Below are 21,911 nucleotides of genomic sequence, written 5' to 3' on the forward strand. Positions count from 1 at the left end.
GGACCATTTTCCGCCGGTCCTGGCTGATAGGCGGACCGAGCGGAAAGTCTTACCCGATTATCCTTACTGCATGCCCACGCCGTCGAAGCGCGCGTAGCCAAGCGGTTCGATGCGCATGTCGGTCACCTTCTTGCTGACCGGCTGATAGACGGTCGAGTGAGCGATCGGCGAGAACGGCAGTTGCTTCGCGAAGATCTGCTGCGCTTCCTGGTAGTACTTCGTGCGCTGCGCAACATCCGAGGTCTGACGGCCCTTCTGGACCAGGTCGTCGAACGGCTTGTAGCACCACTTGCCGAAGTTGTTGCCGTTCACCGCTTCGCAGCCGAGCAGCGTGCCGAGCCAGTTGTCCGGATCGCCGTTGTCGCCCGTCCAGCCGATCAGCATCGAGTCGTCTTCGCCTGCGTGCGCGCGCTTGATGTACTCGCCCCACTCATACGTGACGATCTTCGCCTTCACGCCGATCTTGGCCCAGTCGGCCTGGATCATCTCGGCCATCAGACGTGCGTTCGGGTTGTAGGCGCGCTGCACAGGCATGGCCCACAGCGTGATCTCGAAGCCGTTCGACATGCCAGCCTTGGCGAGCAGCGCCTTGGCCTTCTCCGGGTCGTACGCGTTGGCCGGCAGGTTCTTGACGTAGGACCACTGCGTCGGCGGCATCGGGTTGGTTGCGAGCTGGCCCGCACCCTGGTACACCGAGTCGATGATCGCCTTCTTGTTGATCGCCATGTCGAGCGCGTGGCGCACATCGACGTTGTCGAGCGGCTTGTGGGTGACGTTGTACGACAGGTAGCCCAGGTTGAAGCCCGGCTGCGACGGCATCGCGATGTTCGGCTCGGCCTTCAGCGGCGCGATGTCGGCGGGACGCGGATAGCTCATCACCTGGCATTCGTCGCGCTTGATCTTCTGCACGCGCACGCTGGCGTCCGGCGTGATCGAGAAGATCAGCTTCGAGAGCTTCACGGCGCCCGGCTTCCAGTAGTCGGGATTGCCGTCGTAGCGGATCGTCGCGTCCTTCGTGTAGCTCTTGAAGATGAACGGACCCGTGCCGACCGGGAACTGGTTGATGTCGGCGGCCTTGCCGGCCTTCATCAGTTGATCCGCGTATTCAGCCGACAGGATCGAGGCGAATTCCATCGCCATGTTCTGGATGAACGGCGCGTTCGGCTCGTTCAGCGTGAACTTGACCGTGTACGGGTCGACCTTCTCGACCTTCGCGATCAGCTTGTCGAGGCCCATGTCGGTGAAGTACGGGAACGACACCGGGTACGCCTTGCGGAACGCATTGTTCGGGTTGAGCATGCGATCGAACGAGAACACGACGTCGTCCGCATTGAATTCGCGCGTGGGCTTGAAGAACGAGGTGGTCTGGAACTTCACGCCATGACGCAGATGGAACGTGTAGGTCTTGCCGTCCGGCGAAACGTCCCACGATTCTGCGAGACCCGGTTCGACCTTGGTGCCGCCGCGCTCGAATTCGACGAGGCGGTTGTAGACGGTGAACGTGTTCGCGGTGAAGTCGGTGCCGGTCGTGTATTGGGCCGGATCGAAGCCAGCGGGGCTGCCTTCCGAGCAGTAGACGAGCGTCTTGTTCGGAATGCTTTGCGCGGCGTGCGCGAGCGGGGCTCCAGCAATCGATGCCGCTGCGAGCGCCACGAGAGACGTCATTCGTGCAGCACGCAACAGTTTGTTTTCTTTCATGTTTCCTCCAGTTCAGTGCCGGCTTGCGCCAGCGTAGCGCGATCTTACACAGCAGGTGCCGCAGTCACAAGCAAGCCAAAAGTCCCGTCGCCTGTGGAAAACGCCGGGTTGACAGGATCGCTTGTTGCCGCATGGTGCGCTGCAACGTAGCTTTGCCCCTTTTTGTTGCGCCGGAAACTGACAATAGCGCGCCGAATTGACGCGCGCTCCCGGGCGGGCCTGAGCGCCTGACCAGGGTCACCCGGAGTGATCCGGATCGGGCTATTCAAAAGAAAACCGCGCGGCCCGGGGGTCCGGAAACCGCGCGGTTTGTCGCCGCCTGGCGGGGCGAGAGCAAGCGCCCTAGAAGCCGAGCCGCCCGCAAATGGCCTTGGTGGCCGGCGCCGCGTTGAGCGTATAGAAGTGGATGCCCGGCACGCCCGCATCGACGAGACGGCGGCACAGGTCGGTCACCACGTCGAGCCCGAACGCGCGGATCGACTCGCGGTCGTCGCCGAAGCTTTCCAGACGTTTGGCGACCCAGCGCGGCACTTCGGCGCCGCACATCTCCGAAAAACGCATGAGCTGCGAGTAGTTCGTGATCGGCATGATGCCGGGCACGATGGGAATATCCACGCCCAGCTTCTTCGCGTCGTCGACGAAGCGGAAATACGCATCCGCGTTGAAGAAGTACTGCGTGATCGCCGAATTGGCGCCCGCTTTCACCTTTTGCGCGAACGCTTCGAGGTCGTGGCGCGGCGAACGCGCCTGCGGGTGGTACTCGGGATACGCGGCCACTTCGATGTGGAACGCGTCGCCGGTTTCCTCGCGGATGAAGGCGACGAGTTCCGACGCGTAGCGCAGTTCGCCCACCGCGCCCATGCCCGAGGGCAGGTCGCCGCGCAGCGCCACGATGTGGCGGATGCCGTGCGAGCGGTACTCGCCGAGAATCGCGCGCAGGCTCTCTTTCGAGGAGCCGATGCACGAGAGGTGCGGCGCCGCCTCGATGCCCGCCTTCGCGATATCGACGACGGTGTCGAGCGTGCCCTGTTGCGTCGAGCCGCCCGCGCCGAACGTCACCGAGAAGAACTTCGGCTTGAGCGTGGCAAGTTCCGCCCGCGTCGCGCGCAGCTTTTCCAGGCCGTCCGGCGTCTTCGGCGGGAAGAATTCGAATGAGAGTTCGATCGGTTTCATGTTGATGAGGCCAGTGAGGCCGGGCCGCGCACGTGGGCGGCCCGGGCCCGCGTCAGCCGAGGCTGCGGTTGCCGAAAATCAGCGCCGACAGCAGCCACGACACGATGCTGTACAGGATCGAGCCGAAAAATGCCGACCAGAAGCCCGACACCTCGAAGCCCTTGAGGAGCGACGCCGCCAGCCAGAAGCACAGCGCGTTCACCACGAGGATGAAGAGGCCGAGTGTGAGGATGGTCACGGGCAGCGTGAGCACGATCAGCAGCGGGCGCAGCACGGCATTGATGAGGCCGAGCACGATCGCGACGATGAGCGCGGTGCCGAAGCTGCGAATATGGATCGACGGAACGAGCCAGGTGATGATCAGGAGCGCGAGCGCGTTGATCAGCCAGGTCAGCAGCACGGTCATAAGGACTCCTTTTGCGTCGTTGCTTTTGTATCGCCAGGTGCCGGCGGCGGATGCCGCCCGCGGTCCCCACGCGTTGTGCGCGCAGGGATTGGGGTCAGCATCCGCTTGACCGCTTAAAGCGGGCTTAAAACGGCAGCCCGCTTTGTATCGCGTTGTATCGGCTTAGTAGCGATAGTGGTTCGGCTTGAACGGACCGTTCTTGTCGACGCCGATGTACGAAGCCTGGTCGTCCGACAGCACGGTCAGGTTCGCGCCGATGCGCGCGAGGTGCAGGCGTGCAACCTTCTCATCGAGGTGCTTCGGCAGCACGTACACCTTGTTCTCGTACTTCTTGCCCTGCGTGAACAGTTCGATCTGCGCGAGCGTCTGGTTCGTGAACGAGTTCGACATCACGAACGACGGGTGGCCCGTGGCGCAGCCCAGGTTCACGAGGCGGCCTTCGGCCAGCAGGATCACGCGCTTGCCGTCCGGGAAGATGATGTGGTCGACTTGCGGCTTGATGTTTTCCCACTGGTACTGGCGCGTCGACGCCACGTCGATTTCCGAGTCGAAGTGGCCGATGTTGCAGACGATGGCGTTGTGGCGCATCGCCTTCAGGTGCTCGTGGTTCAGCACGTGGTAGTTGCCCGTGGCCGTCACGAAGATGTCGGCCTTGTCGGCGGCGTATTCCATCGTCACGACGCGGTAGCCTTCCATCGCGGCCTGCAGCGCGCAGATCGGATCGATTTCCGTGACCCACACCGTGGCGCCCAGACCGCGCAGCGATTGCGCGCAGCCCTTGCCCACGTCGCCGTAACCGGCCACGACCGCGATCTTGCCCGCGATCATCACGTCGGTCGCGCGCTTGATGCCGTCCACGAGCGACTCGCGGCAGCCGTACAGGTTGTCGAACTTCGACTTCGTGACCGAGTCGTTGACGTTGATGGCCGGGAACGGCAGACGGCCTTCCTTCTCCATCTGGTACAGGCGGTGCACGCCCGTCGTGGTTTCTTCGGTCACGCCCTGGATGTGCGAAAGGCGCTTCGAGTACCACTGCGGATCGACGTCGAGGTGCGCGGCGATCGACTTGTACAGCGCGACTTCTTCTTCGTTCGTCGGCTTGGCGATGACCGAGCGGTCCTTTTCAGCCTTCGAGCCGAGGATCAGCAGCAACGTGGCGTCGCCGCCGTCGTCGAGGATCATGTTGGCGAACTCGCCGTTCGGCCATTCGAAGATGCGGTGCGAGAACTCCCAGTATTCGTCGAGCGATTCGCCCTTGAACGCGAACACCGGCACGCCGCCCTGCGCGATTGCGGCGGCGGCGTGGTCCTGCGTCGAGAAGATGTTGCACGAGGCCCAGCGGACGTCGGCGCCGAGCGCGGTGAGCGTCTCGATCAGCACGCCCGTCTGGATCGTCATGTGCAGCGAACCGGCGATGCGCGCGCCCTTGAGCGGCTGCTGCGCCTTGTACTCTTCGCGCGTTTGCACGAGGCCCGGCATTTCGGTCTCGGCGATATTGAGTTCCTTGCGGCCCCAGGCGGCAAGCGACATATCGGCGACGATGAAATCTTTGGCTTGATCTTGCGGAACTGCGGCGTTCATCACGCCCTCCTTTCTAAAAGTGACTAGAAATTAAAGACGTGAGCGCCGTTTCAGTGCGGTTGATTCAGTGGAGTCAACCGGATTGAAGCACTTTCGAGCCTGGCGGGTCACAGAAAACCCGTCGCAACGCTCCTCGAAAGCGAGCCGAGATTGTAGCAAATCGGGATGGCGTCCGCGCGCGTGCGCATAGGCCAAAAAAGCGGGCGCGAACGCGCCCGCGGGACTTCAAACCGGCAGGAATCCGAGCGCCGGCGCGAGCAGCACCATCACCACGCCCGCGATCATCATCGTGAGGCTCGCCACCACGCCTTCTTCGCTGCCCAGCTCGCGCGCCTTCGCCGTGCCCACGCCGTGCGCCGCCGCACCGAACAGCGCGCCGCGCGCCAGCCGCGTGCGCAGCGGCACGAGGCCGAGCACCAGTTCGCCGAACAGCATGCCGCATACGCCCGTGGCGATCACGAACAGCGCGGTGAGGTCGCGCGGCGCGTGGATCTTGTCCGATACCGCGAGCGCGAACGGCGTGGAGATCGAGCGCGTCATCAGGCTGCGCTGCAGATCGGGCGAAAGGTGCAGGAGTTTGGCCAGCGCGAGCGAGCCGCCCACCGCCACAATGATGCCGACCGTCACGCCCACGGTGAGCGAGATCCAGTGGCGTTTGAGCAGGTCGCGGTACTCGTAGATCGGCACTGCGAAGGCCACGGTGGCCGGGCCGAGCAGCCACATGAGCCAGCGCGTGTCCTGGAAGTACACGGGGTACGGAATATGGAGCACCAGCACGAACACGCCGAGCACCGCGGGCACCGCAACGAGCGGCGTGAGCCACGGCGAGCGAAAGCGCGCATAGAGCGCCTTCGAGGCGAAATAGAGCGCAACGGTGAGGATGAAGCAGCCGGCGGCGATGAGCCGCGCCGCGTCGTCGGCGAACAGGGACGAATAAAACGTGTTCATGACGGAATCAGCCTCACTCTATTCAGGACGTTGCAGCCTCAAGCCCGCGCCAGATGGCGCGAGTGCCGCGAATCGCGCACGCGGCGCAGCGCGAGGCGCCGCTCGAGCTTGGCGGCCTGTTCGACCGCGAACGCCACGGCCACCATCACCATCAGCGTGCCGCCGACCACGACGAGCGCGAGACGCCAGCCGTCGGCGCGAAACAGGCCGCCATATTTCACGGCGGCCACGGCAGCCGGAATGAAGAACAGCAGCATGTCGGAGAGCAGCCAGTCGGCGCCCGCCTTCACCCAGCGCGGCGTGACGCCGCCGCAAAAAAGCAGCGCGAGCAGCAGCACGAGGCCGACCACGCCGCCCGGCACCGGCAGGTGCGTGAAGCGCGTAAGGGCGTCGGCGGCGTACCAGACGCCCGCGAGCAGCGCCGATTGCACGGTAATGCGGCCGATACGGCGCCCGAAGCTCGCCATGCCGCCCGCTTTGCGCTCGGCGTTTTCGGAGACTTTCGCGGTCGCGGTGGTGGTAGTCATGGCAAACCCTAAGTGACACTGGAATGGAAGTCAGTATAGGGTGCAGCGCAGCATAAACATAATGACTTAAGATCATCTTCTACATTCCATATTGGAATGCACCAACTCCGCGCCCCGCTGAGCGTGCTTCCTGCACATTTGTGGAGTCCCGATCGTGGAACTGCGCGCGCTTCGCTATTTCATCGAGGTGGTGCGGCAACAGAGCTTCACCGCCGCGGCCGAAAAACTGCATGTCACCCAGCCGACCATCAGCAAGATGGTGAAGGCGCTCGAAGACGAGACCGGCACCCAGCTCCTGCTGCGCGACGCGCGCCAGATGGTGCTCACCGACGCCGGGCGCATCGTCTACCAGCGCGGCCAGGACGTGCTCGCCGCGCAAGCGCAGCTGCAGGCCGAACTCGCCGATCTCGGCACGCTCGGGCGCGGCGAGCTCACCATCGGCATCCCGCCGATGGGCGGCTCGCTCTTCACGCCCGCCATCGCCACCTTCCGCCAGCGCTATCCGAAGATCGAGCTGAAGCTTTTCGAGCAAGGCTCGCGCGCCATCGAAGCCGCGCTGATCTCGGGCGAGCTGGAGCTGGGCGGCGTGCTGCTGCCCGTCGATCCCGCACTGATCGACGTCTTGCCGATTTCGCACGAGCTGCTGTGGCTCGTCGCGCGGCGCGGCTCGCGCTGGGACAACAAGCTCGCCGTGCCGCTCGGGGAACTGGCCGGCGAACCGTTCGTGTTCTACGGCGAAAGCCTCGCGCTCAACGACGTGGTGCTGAACGCGTGCCGAACGGCCGGGTTCGTGCCGCAGGTGGTGGGGCGCAGCGGCCACTGGGACCTGATGGCCGCGCTCGTGCTCGCGGGTGTGGGCATTGCGCTGCTGCCCGCGCCGTATGTGCGCCGGCTCGACGCCGAACGCTTCACCTGCCTGCCCGTGAGCGAGCCGCAGATCACCTGGGACATGGCGATCGGCTGGAAGCGCAGCGGCTATCTCTCGCATGCGGCGCGCGCCTGGCTCGACGTCGCGCGCTCGGAATACGGCAAGCCCTTCACGTTTCTCGACGACTTCGTGCATCCGCCGGGGATGGAGAAACAGCCTGGCAAGCCAGGCTGAAACCTGCGATCAGCAAAAGCACCGAAACAGGAAACGCGCAACGTCAGGCGTCGACGCGCTGGGCCGCCATATCGGGCGCGTACTGCGCCTGTGCGATGAAGTCGGCCGCACGCTCGCCGATCATCACGCTCGGCGCGTTCGTGTTGCCGCCGATGAGTGTCGGCATGACCGAGGCGTCGGCGATGCGCAGCCCCGTCACGCCGCGCACGCGCAACTGCGGATCGACGACGGAGCGCGCGTCGCCGCCCATGCGGCAGGTCGCGACGGGGTGATAGATCGTGTCGGCGTGGCGGGCGATCGTCTCGCGCAATTGCGCGTCGCTCTGCTCGCCATGTGTGTAGAGTTCGCGGCCGCCCAGCTGCGCCAGCGCGGGCGCGTCGAGTATGCGCCGCGCGAGGCGCGCGCCCTGCGCGAGGGCGTCGAGATCGCGCGGATCGGAGAGAAAGCGTGGGTCGATCACGGGCGCCACGCGCGCGTCGGCGCTCGCGAGCGTGACCGTGCCGCGGCTCGCCGGGCGCAGCACGCACACGTGCAGCGAATAGCCGTGGCCCCAATGCAGGCGGCGGCTGTGATCGTCGACGAGCGCCGTGCAGAAGTGCAACTGCAGGTCGGGCCGGTCGAGTTCGGGGCGGCTCTTCAGAAAGCCGCCCGCCTCCGCCACGTTGGTCGTGAGCATGCCGCGCCGCCCCCGCAGATACCGCACGAAGCCCGCAGTCATGCGCGCCGCGCCGCGCAGCGAGTAGCCCACGGTGTCGCTCGAATGCACACGCTTGTTGAAGGTGAAATCGATATGGTCGATCAGGTTGCGGCCGACCTCGGGCGCATCGTGGCGCACCGCAATGCCGAGCGCGCGCAGTGCGTCGGCGGGGCCGATGCCCGAACACATCAGCAGCTGCGGCGAGTTGAACGCGCCCGCCGCGAGGATCACCTCGGCGCGCGCCTGCAGGGTCTCGATCGCGCCGCCGCGCGCAAGCTCCACGCCGCTCGCGCGCGCGCCGTCGAAGCGCACGCGCAGGACGGTCGCATCGGCGATCAGATGCAGGTTCGGCCGCTCGCGCCCATACAGATACGCGCGCGCCACGGTGCAGCGTTCGCCGCCGCGCTGCGTCACCTGATAGAAGCCGACGCCCTCCTGTTCCTCGCCGTTGAAGTCGTCGTTCAGGCGAAAGCCCGCCTCGCGCGCGGCCTCGACGAAGCGCGCGGCGACCGGATTGCGCTCGCGCAGGTCGGCTACGCCCAGCGGGCCGCCCGCGCCATGCCAGGCGCTCGCACCGCGCTCGTTGTCCTCGGCGCGCAGGAAGTACGGCAGCACGTCGCGCCACGCCCAGCCCGTGCAGCCGAGCTGGGCCCATTCGTCGTAATCGAGCGGATGGCCGCGCGTGTAGATCATCGCGTTGATGGTGCTCGAGCCGCCGAAGCCGCGGCCGCGTGGCTGGTAACCGCGCCGGCCGGCGAGTCCCGGCTGCGGCACGGTTTCATAGGCGTAGTTGTTTTTCGTGCGAAACGGGACGAGCGCGGCGACGCCGAGCGGCATGTTGACGAACGGATTGCGCGCCGTGTGCGGCCCGGCTTCGACGAGCGCGATGCTCGCCTGCGGGCAACGGTCGGCCAGCCGGCCCGCCAGCGACGCGCCGCCCGAGCCGCCGCCTACGATGATGTAGTCGTATTGCATCGTCTCCGTCCTGTCGGCTTGCCTCTTGCGAGGCCCCGGCGCGCTATTTGCACGCTCGTTCGTTTTCGGCTTCAATGGCGCATTGTAGGAAGCGTCTGATTCCGAGGTCAGCTTTTATGTCAGAGCATCCCCTCTAAACCTGACGGCGGATCGACGCCTATGATGGAAGGCGGTTCAGCCGCCAGCGCTGAAACCGCAAGATTCCAGCGAGCGGCAAAGGGAGCGCTGGAGCGCACAAGAATCACTCACCTCACGGACGCTTCCCATGGAGCGGCCGCTGCGCACGCCTCCCCGTCACGACAGCGAACACAACACGAACGGCCGCGCGTGAGGCACGCCGCGCACCGCAAGCCTTGCATCGGAGACAGGCAGATGAACTCGACGGAAGTCACGCATCGCCCCGGCACGAGCCACGAAGTCACGAACCAGGCGCCGCCGCTCGCCGACTACAACCTCTTCACCACCGACGCGGCGCTCGGCGAGGCCCTCGCGCGCGCAGGCGCGGACTGGCATCGCGAAACGCTCGCGCGCCATGGCGAGACGCTCGGCAAGGCGCAAACGCTCGCGCTCGCCGACCTCGCCAACCGCCACGAGCCCGAACTGCACACGCACAGCCCGCGCGGCGAGCGTATCGACGCGATCGAATTCCACCCCGCCTGGCACGAGCTGCTCGCGCTGCTGCGCGAGCAGGGATTGCACGCGCTGCCCTATTCGGACCCGCAGCCTGGCGCGATGGCCGCGCGCTGCGCAGGCTACTTCCTGCACGCGCAGCTCGAATCGGGGTCGTTGTGCCCGCTGACGATGACGTTCGCGAGCATCGCCGTGCTGCAGCGCGAGCCGGCGCTGTTCGAAACGTTGCGCGCGCCGCTCTACACGCGCGAGCACGACGCGCGCGACCTGCCGCTCGCGCAGAAGCGTTCGATGATGATCGGTATGGGCATGACGGAGAAGCAAGGCGGCTCGGACGTGCGCAGCAACCGCACCGAGGCGCGCCCCGCGGGCATCGAAGCCGGCCGCGGCGCGGCGTATCTGCTGACCGGCCACAAGTGGTTTTTCTCGGCGCCGCAGTGCGACGCGCATCTCGTGCTCGCGCGCACCACGGAGCACGACGGACTCTCCTGCTTCTTCGTGCCGCGCTACCGGCCGGACGGCACCAAAAACGCGGTCAACGTGCAGCGCCTGAAGAACAAGCTCGGCAACCGCTCGAACGCAAGCAGCGAAGTGGAGTTCTTCGATGCGTACGGCGTGATGATCGGCGACGAAGGCCGCGGCGTGCCGACCATCATCGAGATGGCGAACTACACGCGGCTCGACTGCGTGATCGGCAGCGCGGCGCTCATGCGCGCCGCGCTCGTGCAGGCGATCCACCACGCGCGCCACCGCAGCGCGTTCGGCCGCGTGCTCGCCGAGCAGCCGCTCATGCAAAACGTGCTCGCCGATCTCGCGCTCGAATCTGAAGCGGCGACGGCGCTCTTCATGCGTCTTGCGCGCGCCTTCGAAGACAGCGCCGACGCGAAACCCGGCGATACGGACGACCAGTCGCTCGAAGCGCGCGCCTGGCGGCGCATCGTCACGCCCGCGGCGAAGTTCTGGGTCTGCAAGCGCGCGCTCGCGTTCACGGGCGAGGCCATGGAAGTCTGGGGCGGCAACGGCTACGTCGAGGAAGGGCCGATGGCGCGCTTCTATCGCGAAGCGCCCGTCAACTCGATCTGGGAAGGCTCGGGCAACGTGATGTGCCTCGACGTGCTGCGCGCGCTGGAGCGCGAGGCCGACGCCGCCCAGGCGCTGTTTCTCGCGTGGCGGCGCGACGCGCAGACTCACCCGGTTCTGAACGCCGCGCTCGATCGCCTCTCGGTGCTGCTCAACGGCGCGCCGGGCACGCGCGAGGCGAGCGCGCGGCGCATCGCGCAGCAGATCGTGCTGATCGCGCAGGCCATGCTGCTGCGCGACGGCCCGCCGGAGATCGCCGAAGCGTTCATCGCCACGCGCCTCGACGAGCACGACGCCGATTGCGACCGCGTATTCGGCACGCTGCCTGCGCGCTTCGATCACGCCGCGATCATCGAGCGGGCGTTTCCGTCGCGCCCCGTGTGACCCTCTGCGTCACCCGATACGACTAGCCGATTTTTCCGTTCGCCCCCGCGCCACAGCGAGTGCGAACCCCACGAGGAACGACCATGAAGCAGGACCTGCCCGAAGACTTCGCCCGCAACGCCCCCGACGACCCGCGCGCCGCGCTCGACACGCTGCTCGCCGCGCAGCGCGAAGCCTTCCTGCGCGACCCGTTCCCGTCCTGGGACGCGCGTGCGCGCCATCTCAAGGCGCTGCGCGACGTGCTGTTCTCGAATCGCGACGCGCTCGCCGAGGCGATGAACGCCGACTTCGGCCAGCGTTCGAAGGCGGAGGTCGCGCTCGCGGAATTCGTCGTCCTCAAGCAGGAGATCGATGCGGCGCTCAGGCACGGCGCACGCTGGATGAAGCCGCGCCGCAGACCGGTCGGCAAATGGCTGCTGCCCGGGCGCGCGAAGCTGGTGCCGCAGCCGCTCGGCGTGGCGGGGATCGTCGTGCCGTGGAACTATCCGCTGCAGCTGGCCGCGAGCCCGCTCGTGTGCGCGCTCGCGGCGGGCAACCGCGCCATGATCAAGATGTCGGAGCTGACGCCGCGCACGTCCGCGCTGTTCGAGGAACTGATCGGCAAGACCTTCGCGCGCGACCATGTGGCGGTCGTCAACGGCGACGCGTCGGTGGGCGCCGCCTTCAGCGCGCTGCCGTTCGACCATTTGCTCTTCACCGGCTCGACGCGCGTGGGGCACGAGGTCATGCGCGCGGCGGCCGCGAACCTCACGCCGGTCACGCTCGAACTGGGCGGCAAGTCGCCCGTGATCATCGGCGAAACCGCGCGCCTGAACTACGCCGTCGACAGCCTGCTGCTCGGCAAAACGCTGAACGCGGGGCAAACCTGCATCGCGCCCGACTACGTGCTGCTGCCGCGCGGCCAGGAAGAGGCGTTCATCGCCCGCGCGCGCACGCGCTTCGCGCAGCTCTATCCGGACTTCGCGAACAACCGCGACTACACGTCGATCATCTCGGCGCGTCACTTCGAGCGCCTGCAACGCCTCGCCGATGAAGCGCAGGCGAGCGGCGCGCAGCTGCACGCGCTCGGCCCGCACGACGCCGCCACGCGGCGCTTCGCGCCCGTCATCGTGACGAACGCCGGCGCGCAGACGGCGCTCATGCAGGAGGAAATCTTCGGGCCGCTCCTGCCGCTCGTGCCCTACGACACGCTCGACGAAGCGCTGCGCTACGTGAATGCGCGCCCTCGCCCGCTGTCGCTCTACCTCTATGCCGACGACCCGCGCACGATCGAGCGCGTGACGCATGAAACGGTGGCGGGCGGAATGTCGGTGAACGAGACGCTCATGCATATCGCCGCCGAGGGACTGCCGTTCGGCGGCGTCGGCCCGAGCGGCATGGGCGCGTATCACGGCTACGAGGGCTTCGTCACGTTCTCGAAGATGAAGCCCGTCTTCACCCAGGCGCGGCTGAATGCGCGCGGGCTCATCGCGCCGCCCTACGGCAAGCGCGTCGCCTGGCTGATCAGGTTGATGTTGAGGGGTTGAAGGGCAGCGCGGGGCGCGTGCCGCCGATCCTGCGAATGTCGCTGATCTCGCGCGGGGCGCCGCCGCCTGCGCCGCCGGCCGGTGTGGCGGCTTGCGCTTGCGCGGCCGCTTTGGCCTTCGCGTCGTTGTCCGCTTCGAGGCGGTGCAGCCAGGCAAGCAGTTCGGCCACCGCCTGATAGAGCTGCGGCGGAATCTTCGCGTCGAGGTCCACGCGCATGAGCAGCGAGACCATCTCCGGCGCCTCGTGCACGTAGAGGCCCGCTTCCTTCGCGCGTTGCACGATCATCTCCGCGACGAGGCCGTAGCCCTTCGCGACCACGCGCGGCGCGCCGTCGCCTTCGGGCGCGTCGTAGGCGAGCGCGGCGGCGCTCTTGCGGTGCGTGCGGCTCATCACAACTCCCAGTCGTGGTCGTGGCGGTGGTTGCGCTGGTCGGTCGCGTCGGCGCCCGGTCGCGCGGCGGACGCATCCGCGGCGGCGCCAGCCTGCGCCGTCTGCGTGGCGGATGCGGCGGAAGTGGTTTGTGCGGCGTAGGCACTCGCGGCGCTCGCGGCCCTTGCCGCCTCGGCGGGGCTCGCCGCAGCGCCGCTGCCGATCTCGCGGATCGAGAGCCCCGCGAGCGTGAGCCCGAGCGCTTCGAGCCGCCCGCGCAGCGACTCGCTTTCTGCCGTGAGGCGCGCGGCGCCACCCGCGTTCGCCTGCACGCGCACGGCGAGCGTCGAACCTGTGAGCGTGAGTTCCGCGTCGACGGTGCCGAGCTTCGGCAGCGCGAGCGTGAGCCGCGTGCGCCATGGAATGTCGTCGGCGTCCACACCGCCTGCGCCCGGGTGCGGGTCGCGGGCATCGTAGTCGTCCTGCTGGATGCTCCAGTCCACCCGCACGCCCGGCCAGGCCTCGCCGTTCCAGCGAAACTCACCGGTCGCGAGCAGATCGAGCTGCTGGCGCACGAGCGGGATCACGGCCGGATGGACTGTCGGGCCGGCGGCCTGCGCGGCTGCCTCGTGCATGGCGGGCAACAGGGTGTCGGCCAGCGTCGCGCGCGCCTGGGCCTGGCTCGCGGCCGTTTCGCCGTGCAGATCGGCCAGCCCGGGGAAGGCGCGTGCCAGTGCGGCATTGAGCGCGTTTGCCGCGTTCTGGGCATTGCCCGCTTCGCCGCGCGCGGCGCCCGGCGCGGCGGAGAACGTCTCGGTCCACTGCACGTCGTCGATCTCGTCATCTGCCGGGCTCCAGTCGAGCGGCAGTTGCGAGTGCGCGCCGAGCAGACGGTTCTGCGGCTCGTCGGCCAGTTCGGCGGGCGAGAGCTGGCCGCGCAACCATTGCGCGAGGTGGGCTTCGTAGAAGAGTCCGCTCGAGCTCACCGTCTGCGCGAGCGACGCCGCGAGCGCGGCGACCGGGCCGGCCTGTGCGGCGGCGGCGGTTTGCGCTGTTTGAGCCGTTTGGGTGGTTTGTCCGGCCTGCGGGTTTTGCGAGGACGCCGTCTGCGCGGAAGCATCGGTTCCGGCGTCGGCCGCTCCGGCCAGCGCCGCTCCGGCCAGACCCTGGGCCGCGAGCGCCACGTCCGCGAGCAACGCCGCTTGCGCTGCCTGCGCCTGCTCACCGGCGAGACCCGGCAGCGGCAAGGTGGCCGCGCCGCCGGGCGCCGCGTCGGCATCGGGGCTGGCCCAGAGCGGCGCGCGGCCCACCACGGCGGGCGTCGCTTCGCCGCCCGAGCGGATGATGGCGTCGAGCGCCAGCGCGACCGCCGAAAGCACGGTCTCGGTCGAGTCCTGCGTACTGCTGGTGCTGGTTGCGGCGTCGGCGAGCGCGGCGGTGCCCGTGGCGAGCGCGGAGACGCCCGTCTGCGCCGCGCCGGAGGCGCTCTGCGGCCCGACCGGCGTGAGCGCCGCGATGCGGCTCGCGAGGAGCGCGGCGGCTCCGGTGTCGATTCCGTTCATGGTGTTCCGGATCTGCGCACGGCGCTGAGCTGCCGGTTCATGGGGCGTTGCGCGCCGTTGCGTCGCGAGGCGCCACGCGCCGCGCTAGCGGGCTCCGTAGATTTCCTGCAAGACCCGCGCGGGCTGCACGGTGCCGTAAAAGAGCGCCGAAAGCCGTGCCATGCAAGGGCTTGCGAGATCGCGAATGGCGGCGTCGTCGGCGAGAATCTGGCGGATCAGCTCGTACTTGCGCGCCCGTTCGGAAACCGTGAGCCGCACCACGGCTTCGGCGTCCTTCAAGGCATCGACGAGGATCCGGTACTCCTCCTGCAAGCCGATCAGATCGTTCCAGTGCGCATCGCGCGCCGCATGGAGCATCTGCTCCGACACGGCCGCTATCGCTTCGTAGCGGGCGAAGTAGTCTGCTTTTGAACTCATCTCATCAATGAGCCGGACGCTGACGCGGATGCCTGTTCGGCCATCCTCGCCACTTCCGGCGCTATCCCCAACCAGGCTTCTTCGAGCGTAGCCAGCAGTCTGTCGACCTCGACCAGCATGGTCTCGCTCTGTTTAATATTGGCTTCCAGCAGGCGCTTCGTCATGTAGCTGTACAGCGCATTCAGGCGTTGAGCGATCTCGCCGCCCGCCTCGACGTTCAACGCGAGCTGAAGTCCGCTCTCGACAATCCGGATCGCCTTGGCGATCGCCTCGCAACGCGGGCCGACGTTGCCGGCCTGCAAGTGCATACGTGCCTGCGCGATGGCCTGGCGCGCGCCCTGGTACAGGAGCACGATCAGCTTGTGCGGGCTCGCACCCATGACCCCCGTTTCGACGCCCACGCGTGCATAGGCGTTAGCTCCAGATTGGGCAGGGGAAAACATCGGCGCTTCTCCTTGATACGTTTGGCTTGAATGCGGTCGTCCGGCGCGCTGTGCAAGCACGAGCGACGGACTCTTCTAGCCGGGTTATCGGATCGTAGGGGAAGAAGCTTTAGCGCGTCGAGCGGGCGAAGGCTTCGGGCACCGTCACACCTGGATCTGCATGATGTCGGTGTAGGCGGCCACGAGCTTGTTGCGCACCTGCAGGCCGAACTGGAAGCCGATGTTGGCTTTCTGCATGTCGACCATGACGTCGTTGAGCGACACGTTGTTCGCGCCCAGTTCGAACGCCTGCGACTCGCCAACGGCCTTCTGCTGGGCGTCGCTGATCTGGTCGAGCGACGACTTGAGCGCCGCCGCGAACCCGCCGGCCGTGGCCGCGCCCGACTTTTCGTCGGCTGCGGTGGGGCCGCCGGCCGCCTGGGTCGCCATCGACTGCATTTGCGCCAAGGCGGACGTGAGCGGGGATACTGGCACGGTCATGTTTGCTCCACGAAAAGGGGACAGCAGGGTATTCCGGGGACGAGCCCCAGGGCCGGAGTGGCAGCGTTTGCGCAGCAATCCTGCGGGCCCGGCGAGACGGCTCACTGACAGGATGCCGAATCTGGAGGAGAGCATAGCAGCGGGTCTGTTTCGGCAGCCCCGAAACTAGGGGGAAAACCCGGCTCTATTCGCGCAATCGGCTTGTCAGTGGCCCCGGATAATGCGTCTCGTGAAAGTCTCCGCCATGCAAGGCGAGACCTGGAAGCCTCCGGAGATACCCGTCGCATGGATTCGACTGCCAATTCTTTGATCAACCCCGACGCCCGCATGGGCCTCGCCACCTCTGGCGCGGGCGCCGCGCCCGGCGCTGGCGCGGGCGCAGGCCTGGGCGGCGCGGATGACCTCGGCGGCGGCTTCGCGCAACGCCTCGGCTCGCTCTCGTCGCTGCGCAACGTGCGCGGCAACCCGCGCGCGCCGCTCATTTTTGCCGTGGCGGTGCTCGTGGCCGTGGTCGCGGGTCTCGTGCTGTGGTCGCGCGCGCCCGACTACAAGGTGCTGTACAGCAACCTGTCGGACCGCGATGGCGGCGCCATCATTACTGCGCTCCAGGCCGCAAACGTTCCCTACAAGTTCTCGGACGCCGGCGGCGCCATTCTCGTGCCCGCCGAGCAGGTCAACGAAATGCGCCTGCGCCTCGCCTCCCAGGGCCTGCCGAAGAACGGTTCGGTCGGCTTCGAGCTGATGGACAACCAGAAGTTCGGCATCAGCCAGTTCGCCGAGCAGGTCAACTACCAGCGCGCGCTCGAAGGCGAGCTCGAGCAAACGATCCAGTCGATTGCGAGCGTGAAGTCGGCGCGCGTGCATCTGGCCATTCCGAAGCCTTCGGTGTTCGTGCGCGAGCGCGAAGCGCCGTCCGCCTCGGTGCTCGTGAACCTGTATCCGGGCCGCATTCTCGACGACGGCCAGGTCGCCGCGATCACGCACATGGTGGCTTCGGCCGTGCCGGACCTGCCGGTGCGCAACGTGACGGTGGTCGACCAGGACGGCAACCTGCTCACCCAGAGCGCCACGGGCGTGGGCCTCGACGCCTCGCAGCTCAAGTACGTGCGTCAGGTCGAGCACGACACCCAGGCGCGTATCGACGCGATCCTCGCGCCCCTGTTCGGCGCCGGCAACGCGCGCTCGCAGGTGAGCGCCGATCTCGACTTCTCGAAGCTCGAGCAGACCTCCGAAGCCTACGGTCCGAACGCCAATCCGCAGGCTGCCGCGATCCGCAGCCAGCAGCAGAACATTTCGACGGAAATGCAGCAAAGCGGCGCGGGCGGCGTGCCCGGCGCGCTCACGAACCAGCCGCCGCAGCCGGCCTCGGCGCCCGTCAGCGCGCCCGCGGGTGCGAACGGCGCGTCGGCTCCGGTGCCGGTCTCCGATCATCGCGACACCACCACGAACTACGAGCTCGACAAGACCGTGCGCCACTATCAACAGGCGCCGGGCGACGTGAAGCGCCTGTCGGTCGCCGTGATCGTGAACTATCAGCCGAAGCTGGACGCCAAGGGCCACGCCACCATGCAGCCGCTCGACGCGCAGAAGCTCGCGCAGGTCGAGCAGCTCGTGAAGGACGCCATGGGCTACGACGCCAAGCGAGGCGACTCGGTGAACGTGGTGAACGCCGCGTTCCAGACCGAAGTCGACCCGAACGCGAACCTGCCGTGGTGGCGTCAGCCCGACATCCTCGCCCTTGCCAAGCAGATTGCGACGTGGCTCGGCATTGGCGCGGTGGCCCTCTTCCTCTACTTCGTGATGGTGAAGCCGGCGCTGCGCCGCGCGTTCCCGCCGCCCGAGCCGGTTGCGCCCGCGCTGCCCGGTATGGCCGACGGCGAGCCGCTGCTGCTCGACGGTCTCCCCGAAGCGGTGCGCATTGGCGGCACCGGCGCGGAAGGCGAAGACAACGCGGAAAGCGAAGCCGCCCTGCTCGCCTTCGAAAACGAGAAGAACAAGTTCGAACGCAACCTGGAATACGCGCGCAACATCGCGCGCCAGGATCCGAAGATCGTCGCAACCGTCGTGAAAAGCTGGGTGAACGATGAACGCTGAAGGCGCAACCAAGAGCGCGCTGCTGCTCATGTCGATCGGCGAGCAAGAGGCCTCCGAGGTCTTCAAGTTCCTCGGTCCGCGCGAAGTGCAGAAAATCGGCGCCGCCATGGCGGCGCTCAAGAACGTCAAGCGCGAAGAGATCGAAGTCGTGCTGCAGGAATTCGTCAAGGAAGCCGAGCAGCACACCGCCTTCTCGCTCGACTCGAACGACTACATCCGCAACGTGCTCAACAAGGCGCTGGGCGAGGACAAGGCCGGCGCGATCATCGACCGCATTCTGCAAGGCGGCGACACGAGCGGCATCGAAGGCCTCAAGTGGATGGATTCGGGGTCGGTGGCCGAGCTCATCAAGAACGAGCACCCGCAGATCATCGCGACGATTCTCGTGCACCTCGACCGCGACCAGGCCTCGGAAATCGCTTCGTGCTTCACCGAGCGCCTGCGCAACGACGTGCTGCTGCGCATCGCGACGCTCGACGGCATCCAGCCGCAGGCGCTGCGCGAACTCGACGACGTGCTCACGAACCTCCTCTCGGGCAGCGACAACCTCAAGCGCAGCCCGATGGGCGGCATCCGCACGGCGGCCGAAATCCTCAACTTCATGACGAGCCAGCACGAAGAAGGGGTGATCGAGAACGTCCGCCAGTACGACGCGGAACTCGCGCAGAAGATCATCGATCAGATGTTCGTGTTCGAGAACCTGCTCGACCTCGAAGATCGCGCGATCCAGCTGCTGCTCAAGGAAGTCGAGTCGGAGTCGCTCATCATTTCGCTCAAGGGTGCGCCGCCCGCGCTGCGCACCAAGTTCCTCTCGAACATGTCGCAGCGTGCGGCCGAACTGCTCGCCGAAGACCTCGACGCGCGCGGTCCGGTGCGCGTGTCGGAAGTCGAGGCACAGCAGCGCCGCATCCTGCAGATCGTGCGCAACCTCGCCGAGAGCGGCCAGATCGTTCTAGGCGGCAAGGCAGAAGACGCTTATGTCTGACACCAGTTCCGCGAACAGCCATCGCTCGGCGTATCAGCGCTGGGAGATGGCGTCGTTCGACCCGCCGCCTCCCCCGCCGCCGCCGCCCACGCCCGACGAAACCGCGGCGTTCGAGGCCCAGCTCCACGCGCTGCGCGACTCGGCCCACCAGGAAGGGCTGCGCTCCGGCCACGTGGCGGGCCAGGCGCTCGGCTATCAGGCCGGGCACGAACAGGGCCGCCAGCAGGGCTTCGAGCAGGGCCAGGCCGAGGCGCGCGCGCAGGCGGCGCAACTCGCCGCGCTCGCCAGCCGTTTTAGCGACGCGCTCGAAACGGCGCAGGCCGGCGTGGCCGAGACGCTCGTGGAACTCGCGCTCGACATCGCGCAGCAGGTCGTGCGCCAGCACGTCCAGCACGACCCGACGGCGCTCGTCGCGGTCGCGCGCGAAGTGCTCGTGGCCGAGCCGCAGCTGGCCGGTTCCCCGCAGCTCGTGGTGAGCCCCGCCGATCTGCCGATCGTCGAGGCTTATCTGCTGGACGACCTTCAGGCGCGCGGCTGGAGCGTGCGCACCGACCCGACGATCGAGCGCGGCGGCTGCCGCGCGCAGGCCGCGACGGGCGAAACCGACGCCAGCATCCGCACGCGCTGGGAGCGCGTGACGGCCGCGCTCGGCAAGGCACGGCCATGGTGAACCACCCGCAACCGCCGAGCCATCAGACCATCCACACGGGCGGTCTTACACCGCTCGAGCAGGAACTCGCGCTCGCCTCGTTCGGCCCGCTCGCGAGCGACCCGGCACAGCTCGGCGCGCTACTCGTGGGCGACCTCGACATCCCGGGCATTCCTGCCAAACGCGAGGCACGCGAGCTGGGTGCCGCCGACGCGATCGACGCAATCGATGCCGCGCTCGCCGCAGACGCGGCCGATGCGCCGCCAGGCCTGACGAATGACGGTGTGCCGGTCGTGGCCGACGCCCCGAGCGCACCCTACGTGCCGCCGGCGAACTACGACCCGGCCAACCCGTTCCTGACCTCGTGGAACGCGCAACTGCGCAGCGTGCGCGAGCGCAATGCGCTCGCCCTGCCGCTGCGCGGCTGCGGGCGTCTCACGCGCGCGGCGGGCCTCGTGCTCGAAGCCGTGGGGCTGCGCCTCGCCGTGGGCGCCGAGGTGATGATCGAACTGCCGCCGGGCAGCTCGTTGCCGATGGCCGAAGCGGAAGTGGTCGGCTTCGGCGGCGACAAGCTCTTTTTGATGCCGACGACCGAAGTCGCGGGCCTGTTGCCCGGCGCGCGTGTCTGGCCGCTGGAAACCGCGCCGATCGCCGATCCGAAAGCGGGCGCGAAGCGCCTGCCGGTGGGCTGGGGCATGCTCGGCCGCGTGGTCGACGCCTCGGGCCGCCCGCTCGACGGCCTGGGCCCCCTGAATACCGAAGCCGACGCGCCGCTCACCGCGCCCGTCATCAATCCGCTGAACCGCGAGCCGATCCACAAGGTGCTCGACGTGGGCGTGCGCGCGATCAACTCGCTGCTCACGGTCGGGCGCGGCCAGCGCATGGGCCTGTTCGCGGGCTCGGGCGTGGGTAAATCGGTGCTGCTCGGCACGATGGCGCGCGCGACCAGCGCGGAAGTCATCGTGATCGGCCTGATCGGCGAGCGGGGCCGCGAAGTGAAGGAATTCATCGAGCAGATCCTGGGCGTTGACGGCCTGGCACGCTCGGTGGTCGTGGCAGCACCTGCCGACGTGTCGCCGCTGCTGCGCATGCAGGCCGCCGCGTACACCACGTCGCTGGCCGAATATTTCCGCGACCAGGGCAAGCACGTGCTGCTGCTCATGGACTCGCTCACGCGCTATGCGATGGCCCAGCGCGAGATCGCGCTCGCCATCGGCGAGCCGCCCGCGACCAAGGGCTATCCGCCTTCGGTATTCGCCAAGCTGCCGGCCCTCGTCGAGCGCACCGGCAACGGCCCCGAAGGCGGCGGTTCGATCACGGCGTTCTACACCGTGCTCACCGAAGGCGACGATCAGCAGGACCCGATCGCCGACTCGGCGCGCGCGATTCTCGACGGCCATATCGTGCTTTCCCGCGCGCTCGCCGAGGCGGGGCACTATCCGGCCATCGACATCGAGGCCTCGATCAGCCGCGCGATGACCGCGCTGATCGACGACCAGCATCTGAACCAGACGCGCGCGCTCAAACAGATGCTTTCGCGCTACCAGCGCAACCGCGACCTCATCAACGTGGGTGCGTACGTGAGCGGGCGCGACGCCGTGCTCGACCGCGCGATCGCGCTGTATCCGCGCATCGAGGCCTTTCTTCAGCAGGGTTTTCGCGAAACCGCGAACTATGATCAGAGCGTCGAGATGCTCGGCCAGCTGATCGGAGCCAGGACATGACGAAACAGACCGCGCTGCAAACCTTGATCGGCCTCGCGCAAGACGACGTCGACGCCGCCACGCAAAAGCTCGGCCGCGTGCAGCGCGAGCGCGTCGAGGTCGAAAAGCAGCTCGAGGCGCTCATCACCTACCGTGACGAGTACCACACGCGTTTCACCGAATCGGCGCGCAGCGGCATGGCCGCGGGCAACGTGCGCAACTTCCAGGCGTTCATCGACACGCTCGACGCGGCGATCGAACAGCAGCGTCGCCTGCTCGAGCAGGCCACCGCGCGCGTGGAGGCCGCCAAGCCCGAATGGCAGCGCAGCAAGCAGAAGCTCGGCTCGTACGAGGTCCTGCAAACCCGCCACGACGATGTGCAGGCCCGCAAGGACGCCCGCCGCGAACAGCGCGACGCCGACGAGCACGCCGCCCGCGTGCTGCGCATGCGAACGTCGCAACATCCGTAACATGTAATCCG

At 67.5% G+C, this 21,911-nt stretch carries 20 protein-coding genes and 1 riboswitch; of the genes, 8 read left to right on the forward strand and 12 right to left on the reverse strand.

Features of this window, described 5'->3' with window-relative positions; genetic code table 11:
• Positions 1-63: 63 nt before the first annotated feature.
• The 6 genes from AB4Y35_RS06935 to AB4Y35_RS06960 all read right to left on the reverse strand — a co-directional run bounded on the left by AB4Y35_RS06935 (position 64) and on the right by AB4Y35_RS06960 (position 6,273).
• Entirely contained in the window at positions 64-1,698 is a 1,635-nt protein-coding gene (locus AB4Y35_RS06935) for an ABC transporter substrate-binding protein (RefSeq protein ID WP_368703908.1), read from the reverse strand.
• A gap of 342 nt (positions 1,699-2,040) precedes the next feature.
• Complete coding sequence (gene metF / locus AB4Y35_RS06940) at positions 2,041-2,871, reverse strand: methylenetetrahydrofolate reductase [NAD(P)H] (protein WP_368703909.1); 831 nt, start codon at positions 2,869-2,871, stop codon at positions 2,041-2,043.
• Positions 2,872-2,923: 52 nt separating this feature from the next.
• Positions 2,924-3,277 (reverse strand): phage holin family protein, encoded by a 354-nt coding sequence (locus AB4Y35_RS06945; RefSeq protein WP_028203399.1) that lies wholly within the window; start codon positions 3,275-3,277, stop codon positions 2,924-2,926.
• Between the two features lie 162 nt (positions 3,278-3,439).
• On the reverse strand, positions 3,440-4,858 hold the full coding sequence (gene ahcY / locus AB4Y35_RS06950) for an adenosylhomocysteinase (RefSeq protein ID WP_368703910.1): 1,419 nt from the start codon (positions 4,856-4,858) through the stop codon (positions 3,440-3,442).
• Positions 4,859-4,891: 33 nt separating this feature from the next.
• Positions 4,892-4,999: riboswitch (S-adenosyl-L-homocysteine riboswitch) on the reverse strand.
• 84 nt (positions 5,000-5,083) lie between these two features.
• A complete protein-coding gene (locus tag AB4Y35_RS06955) occupies positions 5,084-5,806 on the reverse strand; it encodes an LrgB family protein (RefSeq protein ID WP_324148900.1) in 723 nt (240 codons plus the stop codon).
• A 38-nt stretch (positions 5,807-5,844) separates the two neighbouring features.
• Positions 5,845-6,273 carry a CidA/LrgA family protein gene (locus tag AB4Y35_RS06960; RefSeq protein ID WP_035512721.1) on the reverse strand — a complete coding sequence of 143 codons (429 nt, stop codon included), beginning with the start codon at positions 6,271-6,273 and terminating at the stop codon, positions 5,845-5,847.
• A 214-nt stretch (positions 6,274-6,487) separates the two neighbouring features.
• Here AB4Y35_RS06960 and AB4Y35_RS06965 point away from each other — a divergent pair, with 214 nt between their 5' ends.
• Positions 6,488-7,435 (forward strand): LysR substrate-binding domain-containing protein, encoded by a 948-nt coding sequence (locus AB4Y35_RS06965; RefSeq protein WP_368702247.1) that lies wholly within the window; start codon positions 6,488-6,490, stop codon positions 7,433-7,435.
• A gap of 43 nt (positions 7,436-7,478) precedes the next feature.
• Here the strand turns inward: AB4Y35_RS06965 and AB4Y35_RS06970 are convergent, their stop codons facing one another.
• Positions 7,479-9,107 carry a GMC family oxidoreductase gene (locus tag AB4Y35_RS06970; protein ID WP_368703911.1) on the reverse strand — a complete coding sequence of 543 codons (1,629 nt, stop codon included), beginning with the start codon at positions 9,105-9,107 and terminating at the stop codon, positions 7,479-7,481.
• A gap of 372 nt (positions 9,108-9,479) precedes the next feature.
• On the opposite strand from AB4Y35_RS06970, the gene AB4Y35_RS06975 reads away from it, so the two are divergent.
• The gene (locus tag AB4Y35_RS06975; RefSeq protein WP_368703912.1) at positions 9,480-11,201 is read left to right on the forward strand and encodes an isovaleryl-CoA dehydrogenase; all 1,722 of its coding nucleotides are present in this window, start codon (positions 9,480-9,482) and stop codon (positions 11,199-11,201) included.
• A gap of 83 nt (positions 11,202-11,284) precedes the next feature.
• Positions 11,285-12,727 (forward strand): coniferyl aldehyde dehydrogenase, encoded by a 1,443-nt coding sequence (locus tag AB4Y35_RS06980; RefSeq protein ID WP_368703913.1) that lies wholly within the window; start codon positions 11,285-11,287, stop codon positions 12,725-12,727.
• Here AB4Y35_RS06980 and AB4Y35_RS06985 read toward each other — a convergent pair.
• The 5 genes from AB4Y35_RS06985 to fliE form a co-directional block, all read right to left on the reverse strand.
• On the reverse strand, positions 12,705-13,118 hold the full coding sequence (locus tag AB4Y35_RS06985) for an EscU/YscU/HrcU family type III secretion system export apparatus switch protein (protein WP_368703914.1): 414 nt from the start codon (positions 13,116-13,118) through the stop codon (positions 12,705-12,707). The two genes, AB4Y35_RS06980 and AB4Y35_RS06985, sit on opposite strands and share 23 nt — an antisense overlap.
• Complete coding sequence (locus AB4Y35_RS06990; protein WP_368703915.1) at positions 13,118-14,659, reverse strand: flagellar hook-length control protein FliK; 1,542 nt, start codon at positions 14,657-14,659, stop codon at positions 13,118-13,120. Before AB4Y35_RS06990 ends, AB4Y35_RS06985 begins: the two co-directional genes overlap by 1 nt.
• 84 nt (positions 14,660-14,743) lie before the next feature.
• Positions 14,744-15,076: a flagellar protein FliT gene (locus tag AB4Y35_RS06995; RefSeq protein WP_028203389.1), complete on the reverse strand. Its 333-nt coding sequence runs from the start codon at positions 15,074-15,076 to the stop codon at positions 14,744-14,746.
• Positions 15,073-15,519 (reverse strand): flagellar export chaperone FliS, encoded by a 447-nt coding sequence (gene fliS, locus AB4Y35_RS07000; protein WP_368692320.1) that lies wholly within the window; start codon positions 15,517-15,519, stop codon positions 15,073-15,075. The genes AB4Y35_RS06995 and fliS overlap by 4 nt, the downstream gene beginning before the upstream one ends.
• A gap of 144 nt (positions 15,520-15,663) precedes the next feature.
• Complete coding sequence (gene fliE / locus AB4Y35_RS07005; protein WP_069264308.1) at positions 15,664-15,999, reverse strand: flagellar hook-basal body complex protein FliE; 336 nt, start codon at positions 15,997-15,999, stop codon at positions 15,664-15,666.
• 285 nt (positions 16,000-16,284) lie between these two features.
• Between fliE and fliF the strand changes: the two genes are divergently transcribed.
• The 5 genes from fliF to fliJ are packed head-to-tail and all read left to right on the forward strand — an operon-like array spanning position 16,285 to position 21,900.
• Positions 16,285-18,093 (forward strand): flagellar basal-body MS-ring/collar protein FliF, encoded by a 1,809-nt coding sequence (gene fliF / locus AB4Y35_RS07010; protein WP_368703916.1) that lies wholly within the window; start codon positions 16,285-16,287, stop codon positions 18,091-18,093.
• Positions 18,083-19,078, forward strand: a complete 996-nt coding sequence (gene fliG, locus AB4Y35_RS07015; protein ID WP_042269052.1) for a flagellar motor switch protein FliG — start codon at positions 18,083-18,085, stop codon at positions 19,076-19,078. The genes fliF and fliG overlap by 11 nt, the downstream gene beginning before the upstream one ends.
• On the forward strand, positions 19,071-19,748 hold the full coding sequence (fliH, locus tag AB4Y35_RS07020) for a flagellar assembly protein FliH (RefSeq protein WP_324141103.1): 678 nt from the start codon (positions 19,071-19,073) through the stop codon (positions 19,746-19,748). Before fliG ends, fliH begins: the two co-directional genes overlap by 8 nt.
• The gene (gene fliI / locus AB4Y35_RS07025) at positions 19,742-21,451 is read left to right on the forward strand and encodes a flagellar protein export ATPase FliI (protein ID WP_368703917.1); all 1,710 of its coding nucleotides are present in this window, start codon (positions 19,742-19,744) and stop codon (positions 21,449-21,451) included. The genes fliH and fliI overlap by 7 nt, the downstream gene beginning before the upstream one ends.
• On the forward strand, positions 21,448-21,900 hold the full coding sequence (fliJ, locus tag AB4Y35_RS07030) for a flagellar export protein FliJ (RefSeq protein WP_254318723.1): 453 nt from the start codon (positions 21,448-21,450) through the stop codon (positions 21,898-21,900). The genes fliI and fliJ overlap by 4 nt, the downstream gene beginning before the upstream one ends.
• Positions 21,901-21,911: the final 11 nt, after the last annotated feature.

Origin of the sequence: Paraburkholderia sp. EG286A (assembly GCF_040965375.1) — a bacterium.
Lineage (GTDB): Bacteria > Pseudomonadota > Gammaproteobacteria > Burkholderiales > Burkholderiaceae > Paraburkholderia.